Origin of the sequence: Delftia sp. GW456-R20 (genome assembly GCF_001622915.1) — a bacterium.
In the GTDB taxonomy this organism is placed as follows: domain Bacteria; phylum Pseudomonadota; class Gammaproteobacteria; order Burkholderiales; family Burkholderiaceae_C; genus Comamonas; species Comamonas acidovorans.
Window position 1 is genome coordinate 2013526 of record NZ_LWCN01000004.1, and the last position, 15682, is coordinate 2029207.

At 69.0% G+C, this 15682-nt stretch carries 9 protein-coding genes; all 9 read left to right on the forward strand.

What is annotated here, in order from left to right; genetic code table 11:
• The first annotated feature begins 540 nt into the window (after positions 1–540).
• The 9 genes from A4F85_RS31260 (at position 541) to A4F85_RS14350 (ending at position 15654) form a co-directional block, all read left to right on the forward strand.
• Positions 541–5511, forward strand: coding sequence for a hypothetical protein (locus A4F85_RS31260; protein WP_063326953.1), 4971 nt, complete (start codon positions 541–543; stop codon positions 5509–5511).
• An 82-nt stretch (positions 5512–5593) separates the two neighbouring features.
• Positions 5594–6112: an OmpA family protein gene (locus A4F85_RS14315; RefSeq protein ID WP_063326954.1), complete on the forward strand. Its 519-nt coding sequence runs from the start codon at positions 5594–5596 to the stop codon at positions 6110–6112.
• A 112-nt stretch (positions 6113–6224) separates the two neighbouring features.
• A complete protein-coding gene (locus A4F85_RS14320) occupies positions 6225–9437 on the forward strand; it encodes a Mur ligase (protein ID WP_231890551.1) in 3213 nt (1070 codons plus the stop codon).
• A 99-nt stretch (positions 9438–9536) separates the two neighbouring features.
• The gene (locus tag A4F85_RS14325; protein WP_063326955.1) at positions 9537–11399 is read left to right on the forward strand and encodes a peptidase domain-containing ABC transporter; all 1863 of its coding nucleotides are present in this window, start codon (positions 9537–9539) and stop codon (positions 11397–11399) included.
• Positions 11396–12772, forward strand: a complete 1377-nt coding sequence (locus A4F85_RS14330; RefSeq protein ID WP_063326956.1) for an HlyD family type I secretion periplasmic adaptor subunit — start codon at positions 11396–11398, stop codon at positions 12770–12772. Before A4F85_RS14325 ends, A4F85_RS14330 begins: the two co-directional genes overlap by 4 nt.
• Positions 12772–14532 (forward strand): TolC family protein, encoded by a 1761-nt coding sequence (locus A4F85_RS14335; protein ID WP_063326957.1) that lies wholly within the window; start codon positions 12772–12774, stop codon positions 14530–14532. The genes A4F85_RS14330 and A4F85_RS14335 overlap by 1 nt, the downstream gene beginning before the upstream one ends.
• 105 nt (positions 14533–14637) lie before the next feature.
• Positions 14638–14814 (forward strand): Flp family type IVb pilin, encoded by a 177-nt coding sequence (locus A4F85_RS14340; protein WP_013803749.1) that lies wholly within the window; start codon positions 14638–14640, stop codon positions 14812–14814.
• A gap of 91 nt (positions 14815–14905) precedes the next feature.
• Positions 14906–15082, forward strand: coding sequence for a Flp family type IVb pilin (locus A4F85_RS14345; RefSeq protein WP_013803750.1), 177 nt, complete (start codon positions 14906–14908; stop codon positions 15080–15082).
• A 2-nt stretch (positions 15083–15084) separates the two neighbouring features.
• Complete coding sequence (locus tag A4F85_RS14350; RefSeq protein ID WP_082848206.1) at positions 15085–15654, forward strand: A24 family peptidase; 570 nt, start codon at positions 15085–15087, stop codon at positions 15652–15654.
• The last annotated feature ends 28 nt before the right edge of the window (positions 15655–15682 follow it).

Here is a 15682-nt window from a genome sequence, read left to right on the forward strand (position 1 = left end):
TGCGACGCGTGGGCAAACGCCCCGCACAAAGCGGCCCCCAGGCTGAAGGCGGCAATGGCCACAGGTCGGGCTATCCGCAAATAGGTACGACCCGGCACTCGCGACGGAACTCTGGACGAAATCAGCATATGGGCGCTCTCTACGCAATGAAAGTTGGAAGACGGGCCTGTTCGCTTTTGGGCTTCTTGCACACGCCGATATGCGCCTGCAGCCAAAAGCCAGCGATTTTATAGGCGAAAGCCACCTTGCCCCGCTGCATGGGTCCTTGAGACAAGGGCCATGAAACACGGCGCAAAGCCTGCTCCGAGGTAACGGAGCGGACCGGGCGGCGTTACGTAACGTGTGCCGTAACAGACCGTTGCTGAGACATTGTGATCAATAACAAAAACCATACAAATCAATATCTTAGGAAGATTCCTAGGCCATCCAGACCTGCCACCGGCACATGGCATGCATGTTGCACAAAAGGGCTCGACAGATTTCACGGCTTCCAAGCCACCGTCTGACCTTGTCGTTTCAACCCTTGTCTGGAGAGAGCAAATGACCGCCCAATCGATGCAGCCCACTGGCAACACCACCGTCAGCCCCGTGCAGTTTGCTGACCAGCAGCCCTCCACCGTTGTGCTTGCACAGCTGGGCACATCGAACACGCAGCCCGGCGCGGCTGCGGTGCTCATGCCCCGGGGCGCCGGTCCCGCCACGATGTCCCAGGTCAGCCCGGGCGTGCAGATCGTGCGCAACGGAGAAACCCTGATGGCCCAGCCCGGCAGCGCGCTGCAGGTGGGCGACAAGATCATCGTGCCCGCCGACGGCAGCGCCAAGGCGCTGTTCCAGGGCAAGGACGGCCAGACCCTGGTCGGCACCTTCGAGGGCGGCACGCAGGCCACGCTGACCCAGCGCGACGGCGACGGCGCAGGGGCCATGGTGCTGGACCTGGCCTCTGGCAACGTCCAGGTGGCACCCGCCAATGACGGCGACGCCCTGGGCCTGATCGTCACCAAGGAAAGCGCCGCAGCCGCAGCCGGTGGCTCCGTGCTCAGCGACTTCCTGCTGGCCGGCCTGATCGGCGCGGGCGGCGTGGGCCTGATCGCAGCAGCCAACAGCAGCGACGACGATCCGGCGCCCCCGCGCCCGACCGACCCCACCAACCCGACGAATCCGACGGATCCCACGAATCCGACCAACCCCACGAACCCGACAAACCCCACCAATCCGACCAATCCGACGGACCCCACGAATCCGACCAATCCCACGAACCCGACAAATCCGACCAATCCTACGAATCCGACCAATCCCACGGATCCTACGAACCCGACCAACCCCACCAATCCAACAAACCCAACGAACCCGACCAATCCGACCAATCCGACCAACCCCACGGATCCCACGAATCCGACCAACCCCACCAATCCGACCAATCCCACGGAGCCCACGAACCCGACAAACCCGACGAATCCGACCAACCCCACGGATCCCACGAACCCAACCAACCCCACGAACCCGACCAATCCGACCAACCCCACGGATCCCACGAACCCGACCAACCCCACGAACCCGACCAGTCCGACCAACCCCACGGATCCCACGAACCCGACCAATCCCACGAATCCGACCAATCCGACCAACCCCACGGATCCCACGAACCCGACCAATCCCACGAACCCGACCAATCCGACCAACCCCACGGATCCTACGAACCCGACCAATCCCACGAACCCCACCAATCCGACCAACCCCACGGATCCTACGAACCCGACCAACCCCACCAATCCCACGGATCCGACGAACCCGACCAACCCGACCAACCCGACCAATCCCACGGACCCCACCAATCCGACGGATCCCACGGACGGCCATGGGCTGATCACCTCGGTGCAGGACGTGGTGGGTGCGCTGTCCGGTGGCACGGTCGCCGGCCCGGTGGGCAACCTGATCGATACGCTGGTCAATCCCGGCAGCGGCACGCTGTCCGGGGTGACAGGCCTGCTGGAAAGCCTGACCAGCACCAATGGCGGGCCGCTGGGCGTGCTGACCGAGCTGGTGGACGGCCTGGTCAATATCCAGAACCAGGGCCTGGAGCCCCTTATCAGCACGCTCAATGAGCTGCTCAAGGGCCTGGACGAAGCGGGCTCCGGCGGCTCCATCGGTACGGTAGTGGACAACGTGCTCGGCGGTCTGCTTGACGAAGACGGTGCGCTGGGCGGCCTGCTGGCCGGCGTGGGCGGACTGCTGGGCGGCCTGGTGGGCGGCGGAACGGGCAACCCGCCCGGCACGCCGGACAGCGGCGTGGTCACCTCCGTGCAGGACGTCGTGGACGGCCTGCTGGGCGGCACCGTGGCGGCCCCCGTGGGCCAGTTGCTCGATGCGCTGACCAACCCCACGGACGGACTGCTGTCCACCGTGACCGGCGCGCTGGAGAACCTGACCAATGTGGAGGGCGGCCCCCTGGGTGTACTGACCGAGCTGGTCAACGGCCTCACCCAGGTGGACGGCGAAGGCCTGGCCCCCGTGATCGGCACCCTCAACGAGCTGATTGCAGGTCTGGGCAACGGCCTGGGCGAAGATGGGCTGGGCGGACTGGTCGGCAGCCTGCTGGGCGGCCTGGTGCCCGGTGGCGGCACGGGCGGTGGCACGGGTGAAGGCCTGGTCACCACGGTGCAGGATGTGGTGGACGGCCTGCTCGGCGGCACCGTCGCAGCCCCTGTGGGCCAACTGCTGGATGCGCTGGCCAATCCCACCGATGGCACGGCCTCGGTCGTCACCGGCCTGCTGGAAGGCCTGACCAGCGTGGACGGCGGCCCCCTGGGCGTGCTGACCGAACTGGTCAACGGCCTGACCCAGGTCGATGGCCAGGCCCTGCAGCCGGTGATCGGCACGCTCAACGGCCTGATTGCCGGCCTGGGCAGCGGACTGGGCGAGGGCGGCATCGGCGAGCTGGTGGACGGCCTGCTGGGCGGCCTGATCCCCGGCGGCACGGGCGGAGGCAGCGGCGACGGCCTGGTCACCACGGTCCAGGACGTGGTGGACGGCCTGCTCGGCGGCACCGTCGCAGCCCCTGTGGGCCAACTGCTGGATGCGCTTACCAATCCCACCGATGGCACGGCCTCGGTCGTGACCGGCCTGCTGGAAGGCCTGACCAGCGTGGACGGCGGCCCCCTGGGCGTGCTGACCGAACTGGTCAACGGCCTGACCCAGGTGGACGGCCAGGCCCTGCAGCCGGTGATCGGCACCCTCAACGGCCTGATTGCCGGCCTGGGCAGCGGCCTGGGTGAAGGCGGCATTGGCGAGCTGGTCAGCGGTCTGCTGGGTGGCGATGGCGGCCTGCTGGGCGGCGTGATCGGCGGCGACGGTGGCTTGCTGGGCGGCGTGCTTGGCGATGACGGCCTGGTCGGCGGTCTGCTGGGTGGCGACGGTGGCCTGCTGGGCGGTGTCCTTGGCGAAGACGGCCTCGTCGGCGGTCTGCTGGGCGGCCTGGTTCCGGGCGGCGGCACAGGCAGCGGCGACGGCCTTGTCACCACGGTGCAGGACACCGTTGGCGACCTGCTCGGCGGCACGGCCGGCGCCCCTGTGGGCCAGGTGCTGGATGCGCTGATCGACCCCGGCACCGGCGCCCTGTCCGTGGTCACGGGCCTGGTGGAAGGCGTGACCCAGGTCAACGGTGGTCCGCTGGGTGTGGTGACGGACCTGGCCAACGGCCTGACGCAGGTCCCGGGCCAGGCACTGCAGCCGGTGATCGGCACCGTCAACGGCGTGCTGGCCGGCCTGACCGGCGGCGATGGCCTGCTGGGTGGTGTGGTCGGCGGCGACGGCGGCTTGCTGGGTGGCGTACTCGGCGATGACGGTCTGGTCGGCGGTCTGCTGGGCGGTGACGGCGGCCTGCTGGGCGGCGTGCTTGGCGATGACGGCCTGGTCGGCGGTCTGCTGGGTGGCGACGGTGGCCTGCTGGGCGGCGTCCTTGGCGGCGATGGCGGCTTGCTGGGTGGCGTGCTTGGCGATGATGGCCTCGTCGGCGGTCTGCTGGGTGGCGACGGTGGCCTGCTGGGCGGCGTGGTCGGCGGCGATGGCGGCCTGCTGGGTGGCGTGCTTGGCGATGATGGCCTGGTCGGCGGTCTGCTGGGCGGCGACGGTGGCCTGCTGGGTGGCGTGCTTGGCGAAGACGGCCTGGTCGGCGGCCTGCTGGGCGGCCTGGTTCCGGGCGGCGGCACAGGCAGCGGCGACGGCCTTGTCACCACGGTGCAAAACACCGTTGGCGACCTGCTTGGCGGCACGGCCGGAGCGCCTGTGGGCCAGGTGCTGGATGCGCTGATCGACCCCGGCACCGGCGCCCTGTCCGTGGTCACGGGCCTGGTGGAAGGCGTGACCCAGGTCAACGGTGGTCCGCTGGGTGTGGTGACGGACCTGGCCAACGGTCTGACGCAGGTCCCGGGCCAGGCACTGCAGCCGGTGATCGGCACTGTCAACGGCGTGCTGGCCGGCCTGACCGGCGGCGATGGCCTGCTGGGTGGTGTGGTCGGCGGCGACGGCGGCTTGCTGGGTGGCGTGCTCGGCGATGACGGCCTGGTCGGCGGTCTGCTGGGTGGCGACGGCGGCCTGCTGGGCGGCGTCCTTGGCGGCGATGGCGGCCTGCTGGGTGGCCTCACGGGCGGACTGACGGGCGGCTCCGGCCTGGTCGGCGGCCTGCTCGATACGGTGGTCGGCGACAACGGCATCGTTGGCGGACTGCTGGGCGGCGACGGCGGCCTGCTGGGCGGCCTCACTGGCGGTCTGACGGGCGGTCTGACGGGTGGCTCCGGCCTGGTCGGCGGCCTGCTCGACACGGTGGTGGGCGACAACGGCATCGTTGGCGGACTGCTGGGCGGTGACGGCGGCCTGCTGGGCGGCCTCACGGGCGGACTCACTGGGGGCCTCACTGGCGGATCGGGCCTGGTCGGTGGCCTGCTGAACACCGTGACGGGCGACAACGGCGTCGTCAGCGGCGTGCTGGACACGGTGGCCGGCAACAACGGCATCGTCAGCGGCGTGCTCGACACCGTGGCCGGTGGCAGCGGCATCGTCAGCGGCGTGGTCGACACCGTGGCGGGTGACAACGGTGTCGTCAGCGGGCTGGTGAACACCGTGGCTGGCGACAACGGAATCGTCAGCGGCGTGGTCGATACCGTGGCGGGCGACAACGGTGTCGTCAGCGGGCTGGTCAATACCGTGGCCGGCGACAACGGTGTCGTCAGCGGGCTGGTGAACACCGTGGCTGGCAACAACGGAATCGTCAGCGGCGTGGTCAACACGGTGGCCGGCAACAACGGCATCGTCAGCGGCCTGCTGGGCGGGCTGCTGGGGGGATCGTCCGGCGGCGGGCTGCTCGGTGGCCTGCTGGGTGGCACATCGCACGCGGCAGCGGCCTCGGTCGCCGAGCTGGATCCGATTGCCACCTCCATCAGCAGCCATGCCAGCAGCACGGCCGATGCAGCAGCCAGCGTGCTGACGCAGCAACTGCACCACAACACCCTGCTCTGAGCGGCCGCGGCGCCTGCGGGCGCCGCATCCATCCCCTGCGCCGCCGCCCCACGGTGGCGGCGCACGTCCCAGGAGATCCTCCATGTCACACACTTTCAGGCTGTGCACCACCGTGCTGCTGGCCGCAGGGCTGGCCGCCTGCGGATCCACCGCCACCACCAGCACGCAGCGTTCCGAGCACCACTACGCCTTCGGCAAGGCCCCGGCGCCGGCGAGCTCCGGCGTCGCGCCCGTGGTGGCCACCACGCAGGCGGACCAGCGCGGGCCCGCCAACGTCGCCCACATCGTCTACTTCGACTTCGACGCCTACACCATCCGCAACAGCGACCGGGCCATCGTGGAAAGCCATGCGCAGTGGCTGCGCAGCAATCCCGGGCGCTCGGTGATGCTGCGCGGCCATACGGACAGGCGCGGCGGCATCGAATACAACCTGGCGCTCGGCCAAAAGCGTGCCGACGCGGTGCGCAACAGCCTGCAGCTGCTGGGCGTGAACCCGGCCCGCGTGGAGTCCGTCAGCTACGGCAAGGAGCGGCTGGCCGACGAAGGCACGAGCGAAGAAGCCCACCAGCGCAACCGGCGCGTGGAATTCGACTACCGCTGAGCCGCCGCGCTCCGCATCCGCCTGCCGCCGGGCCTCCATGAAGGAACAGATCCGCACGCGGTCGGTGCACCGCAGCCCGGCGTCCCGTCCCCACGGGAAGAGCAGCCTCCCAATGACCCTGACCGAGGCCGAGAGCATGTTGTCGCAGCAATTGGCAAATGGCCTGGAGTACCTGGCACGGCACATGGTGCTGCTGCCCGAACCCTACCCCGGCTGCATTCTTTTCTTCACGGTGTCGGCCGAGAACAAGGTTGCCTCCGTCTTCCACGTGCGCGCCACCACGCTGGAGGCTGCCTGGCGCGAGGGTGCGACACGCGTGCGCCAATGGGCCTGGGCCCGCAAGCGTGACGAGGTCGATCTGCGCATCGACTGGGCGCAGGACATCACGCCCCTGAAGGCGGACAGTCCGCTGCCGGACTGCAGCGCCTGGACCCAGGCGCCCATGCGCTCCCTGGCCCTGGCAGATGCCAGCCTGGAGCGTGCGCAGCTGCTGCAGCCCCTGCTGCCAGATCCGCACCCGCTGGGCAGTGAAACAGGCAGCGCCCAACGGCCCCTGCACCCGCCCTGCCTGCTGCTGCACCTGCGCGGCATCTATATCAGCGGGGAGCAGCCCGCCCTGGCCGTGCCGCGCACCGACCCGCCCGAGCAGCGCCTTTGGCCCCACCTCGTGCCCGTGCACGCTGCGCTGCAGCAACTGCTGGCGCAGCAGGGCAAGGACGGAAGCTGGCCCGGTTGCGGGGATGTCTGCGACCACCTGGGCGTGACCTACGCCCTGCTGCAGGCTCAGCGCCATGCGGGCAGCGCCGCGCTGGCGCAGGCCATTGCGCTGGCCGTGGACCATGTGGAGCAACGGCTGCAGCCACTGCCCGGCGACTGCCTGCCCAGCGCGCTGGCCATGCTGGTGCTGGCCCGCCACCTGCGCAACAGCTTTGTCCTGGGGCCGGGAGCCGACAGCCAGGCCCGCGCCCGCATTCCAGCGCTGATGGACCCGCTGGCGGAAAGCCTGCTGTCCATGGCTGCCGCTTCGGCCAGCACCACCAAGGCTGCCGCCGCTGCCACCAATGCCGCTGAAGCCGGCACACCCCGCTCCGGCCAGCCCATGCTGACCTGGGCCGAGCTGGCCATGCATGTCTATGCAAGCTCGCGCCCCCCCACCAGCGACAGCCCCACGCTGCGCGCGGCGCGCAGCGCCCTGCCCGACACGGCGGCCCTGCCTGCCGCCTTCCTGCAGGCAGCGCTGCCGCAGCTGCTGGGCATGGGGGACGGCAATGGCGACGATGGCGACGATGGCGACGATGGCGACGATGGCGACGATGGCGAAAGTGTCGACAAGGCAGGCGCCCTTTGTGCACGCTGGATAGGCATTGCCCTGGTCGAGAGCCTGCAGCTCGACGCAGGCCTGGAGCCGCAGCCCACCGACCTGCTGCGCCAATGGCAGATCAGCCTGCAGCGCCATCTGCAAGGCATGGCCCAGCGCGCCATCTGGCCTGAGCAGGCGCTGTACCTGCCACCCGCCCGGCGCCGCCATGCAGCCTTTGCCGATGGCAGCCTGCGCCAGGTCCTGCAGTCCCCGCGCGAAATCGCCTGGCTGCTGGCATCCAGCCTGGCAGGCCTGGAACTGCTGGACGCCCTGACCCAGGCACTGCGCGCGGCCACCAGCCATGCCGCGGCCGAATCCGGGGAAGACGCGCTGCCTGCGCAGGCAGGCCATGGCCTGAACGCGGGCGACAGCCCTGCCAAAGCTTCCCCGCCCTCGCCATCACTCTCCCTCACGTCGCGGGCCGATGAGACTGCGGGCCAGCCGGCTTTCCCGCCCACAGCAGGCTCCATCTACCCGTCCATGTCCTGGGACAGAGCTTCCCTGGCCGAACTGATGAACGGGCGCTGGGTGGATGCAACGACAGAGCCCAGCACAGATAGCGGCACCGGCTGCGCGGGATTGGACGCCAGCCGCCTGCACCACCAGCCCGGCGCAGCCGTGCTGGTGCGGCGTGCGGGCATGGCCCTGGGCGTGCAGGCTGCGGCCCTGCCCACGCTGCGCGCCTCGGCGCTGATCAGCAGCAGCCCGCAGGGCCTGCTGGACCACGGCGTGCCGGTGCTGCATGTGCCTGATATGGAAGAGGGCCTGCGCAATCTGGCGCAGGCGGCCCGCCGCCGCATCCAGTCGCCCGTGGTCGCCGTCAGCGGCTGCGTGGGCAAGACCTCCACCCTGGGCATGATGCGCCAGTGCCTGCAGGACGGGGGAGACGCGCGTGGCGATGCCCTGCTGTCCCAGGGCACGGCGCTGCAGATGATCAATTGGAGCGAGGCCTCGCCCTGCGCCCTGCTGGAGCTGCCATTGCAGGCACTGCGTGGCGACCTGCCGCTGATTGACCCAGATATTCTGGTTATTACTAATCTTTCAATAAATAACACCCCCCATTCAGGGGAGTCCGAGCCCTCCGGACAGGCCGGTCTGTCCGGTGAAAGAAAATACGAAGCATTGCAGGAAGTGCTTGAAGCCATGCAGCTCATGCACAAAGGCAGTGCGCTGGTCACCGATCAGGACATAGGTGAAAACCCCAGTGTTATTGAGCATGCCAAACGTATGGGACTGCGCCTGATCACGTTTGGCCCCCATTGCAATGCACAGGTCCGTGAAATGGGGTTTCACAATGGAAATCTTCAAATAGGCATGGGCAGCCTGCGCCTGGGCATTTCCCTGCAATCCGACGGCCACCACATGGCACTCAATGCGCAGGCGGCCCTGGCGGCCCTGCATGCATTGGGCTATGCGCCCGCACAGGTGCAGGCCTCCCTGGCCCATTGGCAGCCCATGATCGGAGCCGGGCAGCCCCAGCTCCTGCCCAGTGGAATCTGCCTGCTGGACCACAGCCTGAGCAACCACTTACTGTCCATGACGGCTGCATTTTCCCAGCTGCAGTCGGTCGCTCCCCATGTGAGCAGAAGGCTGATCGTGCTGGCGGGCATACAGCCCGGCCAGGCCAGCATCGACGCTGCGCAGCTGGCCCTGGAGCCGCTGGTGCGGGATGCCCAGGCCCGGCGCGTGCTGCTGTACGGGGAGCCGCTCAGGCCGCTGGCGGCAGCCTTGGGCGATCTTTTGCACGTCAATTGGTATGACGATCTGAATCAGCTGATTTGCTCGCTGCTGAGAACTACCCATAAAGGCGATACGGTTTTGTTGGCCGGCCGCGCCACGACCAATCTTGCCCTGGCGGCCGATGCCATACGGGATAGTTTCAGTGGGCACGGGGGCCATTTAATAGCGTCTATTCAGGCACCCTGCTTTGATCCACATCAAAAACAAATGAACATGCATTCTTGATTGAATAAAACTTATAGAGGGCTGTATATAACTCGCTACAGTGTTTGTGAAACGAGTACCTTTACATTTTGTAAAGATGCTTACTAAGCCCATCAGAACATGATCCGATACCTTCTTCCCCGTCAGTTGGCCAAGGCCACGGCGATGCCGTCGGGAACGGAGACGGTGGGGGCTTTTGCATCTGCCATCGCCGAGTCCTTCGACCGGGCTGCGCACCAGTTGCGCCGGGCTGGCTGGCTGTCGCTGCCCATCAGCCTGCTGGGCCTGCTGCCGTCCATCTTCCTGCTGCAGGTCTACAACCGCGTCATTGCGCGTGGCGGCACCGCCACCCTCACGGCCATGGTGGCGGGCGTGCTGTTCTTCCTGGGCGTGGAATGGTGGCTGCGGCGCAGGCGCGCCCGCGCCCTGCGCGAAGCCGGCGCCATCATCGACCGCGATGTGTCCCAGGCGCTGATGCACTCCATGCTGCGCCACCCGCTGGCCGCGCTGGAGCAGCGCTCCTCCAGCCAGTGGCTGCAGCTGTTCCGCGACGTGAGCGCCATGCGCTCGGGCATGTCCGGGGGCCTGGCGACCTCGCTGCTGGACCTGCCCATGGCCCTGCTGGCCCTGGTCGTCATCGGCATCATTGCCTGGCCCGTGCTGCCGGTGATTCTGGTGGCCATGCTCATCATGGGCGTGCTGGCCTGGTGGTGGGCCGACGAGGTGCGCAGCGGCCGCGTGGAGGAAATCGCCCAGGCCCGCATGCTGGACCGGGGCACGGCCGAGATCTGCAATGCCCGCGCCACGCTCAAGGTGCTGGGCTACGACGCCGCCGCACGCCAGAACTGGCAAAGCGGCTATGACCGCTGGCTGGCCGAGAGCTTTGGCAAGAACGGCGAGATGGAAAACGCACGCGAGGCCAGCACCGTGCTGCTGACGCTGTTCTCCATTGCCGTGATCACCGTGGGCGCCATTGCCATCAATGCGCAGTGGATGAGCATCGGCAGCCTGATGGCCGTGAACCTGCTGTCGGGCAAGGCGCTGGGCCCCATCTCGCAACTGGCCAGCAACTGGCGCTCGCTGGCCCATGCCAACGAGGCCGCACGACGCCTGCAGGCCGTGCTGGAGGAACCCGTCGAGGCCATGACCGACACCGTGGACCTGCCCCGGCCCCAGGGCCGGCTGCGCCTGGACCAGGCAAGCTTCCACTACCCGGGCGGCCATGTGGCGCTGGAGCAGGCATCGCTGGAGATCGGCCCCGGCGGGCTGCACGCCATCGTGGGGCGCAACGGCGCCGGCAAGTCCACCCTGGCCAAGCTGCTGGCCGGCCTCTACCGGCCCACGCAGGGGCGCATCTTCATCGATGAATACGACATGGCCCAGTTCCCGCGCGCCGAGCTGGGCCGCTGGATAGGCTGCCTGGCCCAGCAGGTGTACTGGTTCAGCGGCCCCATCGTGGACGGGCTGCGCATGGTCAACCCCGATGCCGACGACCACAAGATCGTCACCGCCTGCCAGATCTCGGGCGCGCACGGCTTCATCAGCCGCCTGCCCCAGGGCTACCAGACCGTGCTGGGCGAAGGCGGCGCGGGCCTGTCGGCCGGCGAGCTGCGCAAGCTGGCCCTGGCCCAGCTGTTCCTGCGCAACCCCTCGGTGCTGATCCTGGACGAGCCCAGCAACGACCTGGACTTCGAGAGCGAAACCGCGCTGCTGCAGACGCTGCGGCAGATTGCGCTCAAGCACACGGTCATCATCGTCACGCACTCGCTGCGCGTGGCCTCCATGGCCCAGCACCTCTACCATGTGCGCGGCGACGGCGGCATCGAACATGGCTCGCCCCAGCTGCTGCTGCCCCAGCTGTTCGGCTCGGCGCGCGAGCCTGCAGCACCCGCAGCACCCGCAGCGTCCGCAGCCCCCGCAACGCCGGCCGACCCGGCCCCGCATGCCGATCACCCCGCCGTGGCGCAGGAGCTTGCCTCATGAGGGCCGGGCGCTACGACGACCTCCCCCTGGTGCTTCGCCAGTCGAGCGAAGCGCAGGCAGCCGTGCACGGCCAGCCGCCTGCGGACGCGTCCGACGCAACGCCCCCCAGCCCTCGCCGGACCGCCCTGGCGCGGGGCAAGTGGCTGCTCGTCATTCCCGTCGCCGCCCTGGTGGTCACCGGCCTGTTCTATCCGGTGGAGAACGTGGTGGTCGCCAGCGGCCAGGTCATCCCTTCCGACCGCGTGCAGACCGTGCAGCATCTGGAAGGCGGCATCGTCACCGCCGTCCATGTGCGCGAAGGCCAGGCCGTGACCCAAGGCCAGCCGCTGCTGGAAATCGACCTGGGCAGCAACAGCCTCAACCTCGAACAGCTCACCGCCCGCATGGCCACGGCCCAGGCCGTCAAGGCGCGTCTGGGCGCGGAAAGCCAGGGCCGGCCGCTGCAGCGCACCGCCTTCCCCGCCGACCTGGACGCGCAGGTGGTCCAGGCCGAACTGGGCGCCTTCTCGGCGCGCGCGCTGGAGCACCAGGGCAGCCTTGCTGCAGCCCAGGCCCAGCTGCAGCAGGCGCGCGGCGACGTGGCCCAGGTGCAGGCGCGCATCGAGGGGCTGGAGACCAATCTGCGCCTGCACCAGCAGGAAGCCTCCATTGCCGGCCAGCTCGCCTCCGAGCAGCTGATAGGCCAGCTGGAAGTGCTGGACAAGCAGCGGGCGCTGGAGCAGGTCCGCGCCGAGCTGGCTGCCTCGCGCCAGACGCTTTTCAGCAACCGCGCCAAGATCGAACAGGCCCAGGCCAAGCTGCAGGAGACCCAGGGCGCCTTCCGCCGCCGCGCCTCCGACGAGCTGGCCCAGACCGAACGCGAGCTGGCCAGCCTCAACGAAGACCTGGTCCGCGCCCGCACCCAGCGCACGCGCACGGCCGTGCTGGCGCCCACCAGCGGCTTCGTCAAGGGCCTGCGCAGCTCGGGCGCCGGTTGGGTGGTCAAGCCCGGCGAGCCCATCCTCGAAATCGTTCCGGACAAGGACGAAGTCATCGTCGAGGCGCGCCTGAGCCCCGCCGACCGTGGCTATGTGCACCCCGGCCAGGCCACCCGGGTGAAGATCTCGGCCTACGACTTCCTGCGCTACGGCTCGGTGCCCGGCCAGGTCACCCTGGTGGCGGCCGATGCCGACCGCGATCCCAACCTGGCCGACTCGCCTTCGTACTTCCGCATCCAGGCCAGCCTGGAGCAGCCCTGGGTGGGCCGCACCGACAACCGCATCACCACCGGCATGCAGGCCGAACTCGACCTGCTGCTGGGCCACGAACCCTTTATCTGGTATTTGCTGCGGCCCGTGCTGCGCATCCAGAGCGAAGCCTTCCGGGAGCCCTGATGCCAGGCCGCCCGACCTCCCCTTCCATGGGCTGGCACGTCCGCTGCCACACCCGGCTGCGCCAGCTGCTGGCCGCTGCCTGCTGCCTGTCCGCACTGCAGGCGCTGCAGGCCGCTGCCGCGCCCGTGGCTGCGGCGGACAGGGACCTTGATACGGACATCGGCATGGTTGCCGCAGCCGCACCCGCACCCGCATCCACATCCGCAAACACGGCCGCAGCCGCACCGGACCCCGTGGTCCTGCGCCTGGCCCAGCACCTCACGCCCGGCACCCTGGCCAGCGACGGCGGGCAGCGCCGCCTGCTCGATGCGCTCTACGCCCTGATCGACGAATACCCCGACGTGCGCAAGGCGCGCGCCGCGCTGGAATCGGCCGGGCATGACGTGAACACCGCGCGCGGCGCGCGCTGGCCCACCTTCAAGGTCGGCACCAACACGGGCGATGCCAAGCTGCGCCGGGGCCGCGAGTCCTACACCGCCGTCAACGCCGAAGTGCGCATGGCCCTGCTGGACGGCGGCGCCATCGGCGCGGGCATCCGCTCGGCCGAATCGCAGGAGGCGGCCCAGGGCAGCGTGCTCTACGGCACGCGCCAGAACGTGCTGCTGGAGGCGCTGACCGCCCTGCTGGAGCTGCACCGCTTCGAGGACAAGGCGCGCGTGGCGGCCGAGTCGGCGCGCATCATCGGCCAGCTCGCGCGCATCGAGGAGCGCCGCGCCGAACTGGGCGCCGTGGGCCGCAACGACCTGCGCCAGGCCGCCTCGCGCCAGGCCGGTGCCCTGGCCCAGCAGCACGCGCTGGAGTCGCAGCGCATGGATGCGCAGGCCCGCTTCACGCGCTACTTCGGCTTCACGCCCCAGCCTGGCTGGCTGCCCCAGCTCAACGTGCCCGTGCAATGGATGCCGGCCAACGAGGACTCGGCCCTGCAGGCCTCCGAAACCGTCAGCCCCGAGCTGCAGGAGATGGAGCAGCAGATCGAGAAGGCCCGCGCCGAAGTGGACCGCAGCAAGTCCCAGCGCTTTCCCACGCTGGCCGCCGTGGTGGCCCACACGCGCGACCCCAGCGGCGTGCTCTATGCCGAGGGCACGCGCTACGGCGTGGAGCTGAGCTGGAACTTCGGCAACGGCTTCGAGCTGCGCGACCGCATCCTCAAGGCCATCAACGAACTGCAGGCCCAGGAAGCGCAGCAGGAAACCGTGCGCCGCCAGGTGCGCGAAACCGCCTCCGCCGCCTGGGGACGCACCCAGTCCGGCCGCCAGCGCGAAAGCCAGCTGGCCGACGCCGTGCGCGAGGCGCGCGCCGCCTTCGAGGGGCGCCGCCGCCTGCTCGAAGTCGGGCGCGGCAGCCTGGCCCAGGTGCTGGACGCCCAGCTGGACATGCAGCGCCTGCTGCTGGACGAGGCCGACGCCATCTACGACCAGCGCATCAACGAACTGCGCCTGGCACGCACCACCGGCCGCCTCCTGCCGCAGGACCCGCCCGACCATTGGCTGAACGCGCTGTTCACCCCGCAAAAACCGATTCCGGCAGGTGGTGGTGCGCCAGGCACTGCCCCCATGGACGAGCCCGGGAACGCGCCCGGGAATGCCCCCGACATCCAACCCGGCCCTGCGCCCTCGCGCATCCGCCCCGACCCCCAGGACGCTGCCGTGGCCACCCTGTCCGCCAGCGCCATGCCCCAACGAATACAGCTGCGCCTTGAGCAGCAGTTGCGCCCCGTTTCAGACGCTTTTCCAACCACCGCCTCGCGACAGCAGTGGTGAAGTGAGAAGCGGCAGGTGAGGTTTCCCGTGCAGCGGCCGGCTTGTGCCCATCGCCAGCCGCCGCCATCGACAACGATGGGCTTTTGCAACCGAAAGGACGATGCCATGACCGACATCATCAAGAACTTCTGGAAAGACGAAGAAGGCGCCACCGCCATCGAGTACGGCTTGATCGCCGGCCTCATCGCCGTGGGGATCGTGGTGGGCGCCACCGCGCTCGGCACCAATCTGAATGGGCTGTTCACCCGGATCGCCACCAAGCTCACCGGCTTCGTTCCCTGAGCGCCGGCTCCGGCGCGATCTGGCCGGGCTCGGGCGGGGCTTGCCTCCGCCCCCGGCGCCAAGGCATTTTGCAAACCGAAAGGACCATGCCATGACCGAAATGATCAAGAACTTCTGGAAAGACGAGGAAGGCGCCACCGCCATCGAATACGGGCTGATCGCCGGCCTGATTGCCGTGGGCATCGTCGTGGGCGCCACCGCGCTGGGTACCGATCTGAACGGACTGTTCAGCCGGCTTGCCACCAAGCTCAACGGACTTGCCCCCTGAAGATGGAGTGGGCCTCGCTATGGCTGTGCGTCTGCATCACATGGCTCGCAACGATTGCGGTCATGGATCTGCGCATTCGGCGCGTGCGCAACTGGATGGTGCTGCTCGGCCTGGCCACAGGCGCGGCGGCGCTGGCCAGTGGGGCGCAGCCGTTCCAGGTCTCGGCCTGGAACGCGCTGGCCGGACTGCTGGCGGGGTTTGTCGTGCTGCTTCCTTTCTATGCACTGCGCTGGATGGGAGCGGGCGACGTCAAGTTCGGCGCGGTCGCAGGGCTGTGGTTCGGGCTGAGCTTCGACCTGCTGCTGATCTGGACCGGCGGCAACCTGCTGGCCGGCCTGCACGGCCTTCTGGTGCTGTCATTGCGCCACCTGAGCCACAGCCCCACCGGCCTGTGGCTGCAGGCCCGGCTGCCCCTGGCCTGGGCGGCCCGCCTGGCACCGCTGGGCGCTGCGTCTCAGCCCGCAGGCGCCACCAATGGACCGCGCCAGCCCCAGCGCTCCATTCCCTATGCCGGCTACATGGCCATTGCGGCCATCGCCCTGGCCTGGCGCCACAGCCAGCCGCTTGCCTGAACGGGAGATGCCCATGCAGATCGCTTTC

Excerpts from the sequence above, each read along its gene's own strand:
- A4F85_RS31260 (WP_063326953.1), top strand. The coding sequence starts at position 541 with ATGACCGCCCAATCGATGCAGCCCACTGGCAACACCACCGTCAGCCCC.
- A4F85_RS14315 (WP_063326954.1), top strand. The coding sequence starts at position 5,594 with ATGTCACACACTTTCAGGCTGTGCACCACCGTGCTGCTGGCCGCAGGG.
- A4F85_RS14320 (WP_231890551.1), top strand. The coding sequence starts at position 6,225 with ATGACCCTGACCGAGGCCGAGAGCATGTTGTCGCAGCAATTGGCAAAT.
- A4F85_RS14325 (WP_063326955.1), top strand. The coding sequence starts at position 9,537 with ATGATCCGATACCTTCTTCCCCGTCAGTTGGCCAAGGCCACGGCGATG.
- A4F85_RS14330 (WP_063326956.1), top strand. The coding sequence starts at position 11,396 with ATGAGGGCCGGGCGCTACGACGACCTCCCCCTGGTGCTTCGCCAGTCG.
- A4F85_RS14335 (WP_063326957.1), top strand. The coding sequence starts at position 12,772 with ATGCCAGGCCGCCCGACCTCCCCTTCCATGGGCTGGCACGTCCGCTGC.
- A4F85_RS14340 (WP_013803749.1), top strand. The coding sequence starts at position 14,638 with ATGACCGACATCATCAAGAACTTCTGGAAAGACGAAGAAGGCGCCACC.
- A4F85_RS14345 (WP_013803750.1), top strand. The coding sequence starts at position 14,906 with ATGACCGAAATGATCAAGAACTTCTGGAAAGACGAGGAAGGCGCCACC.
- A4F85_RS14350 (WP_082848206.1), top strand. The coding sequence starts at position 15,085 with ATGGAGTGGGCCTCGCTATGGCTGTGCGTCTGCATCACATGGCTCGCA.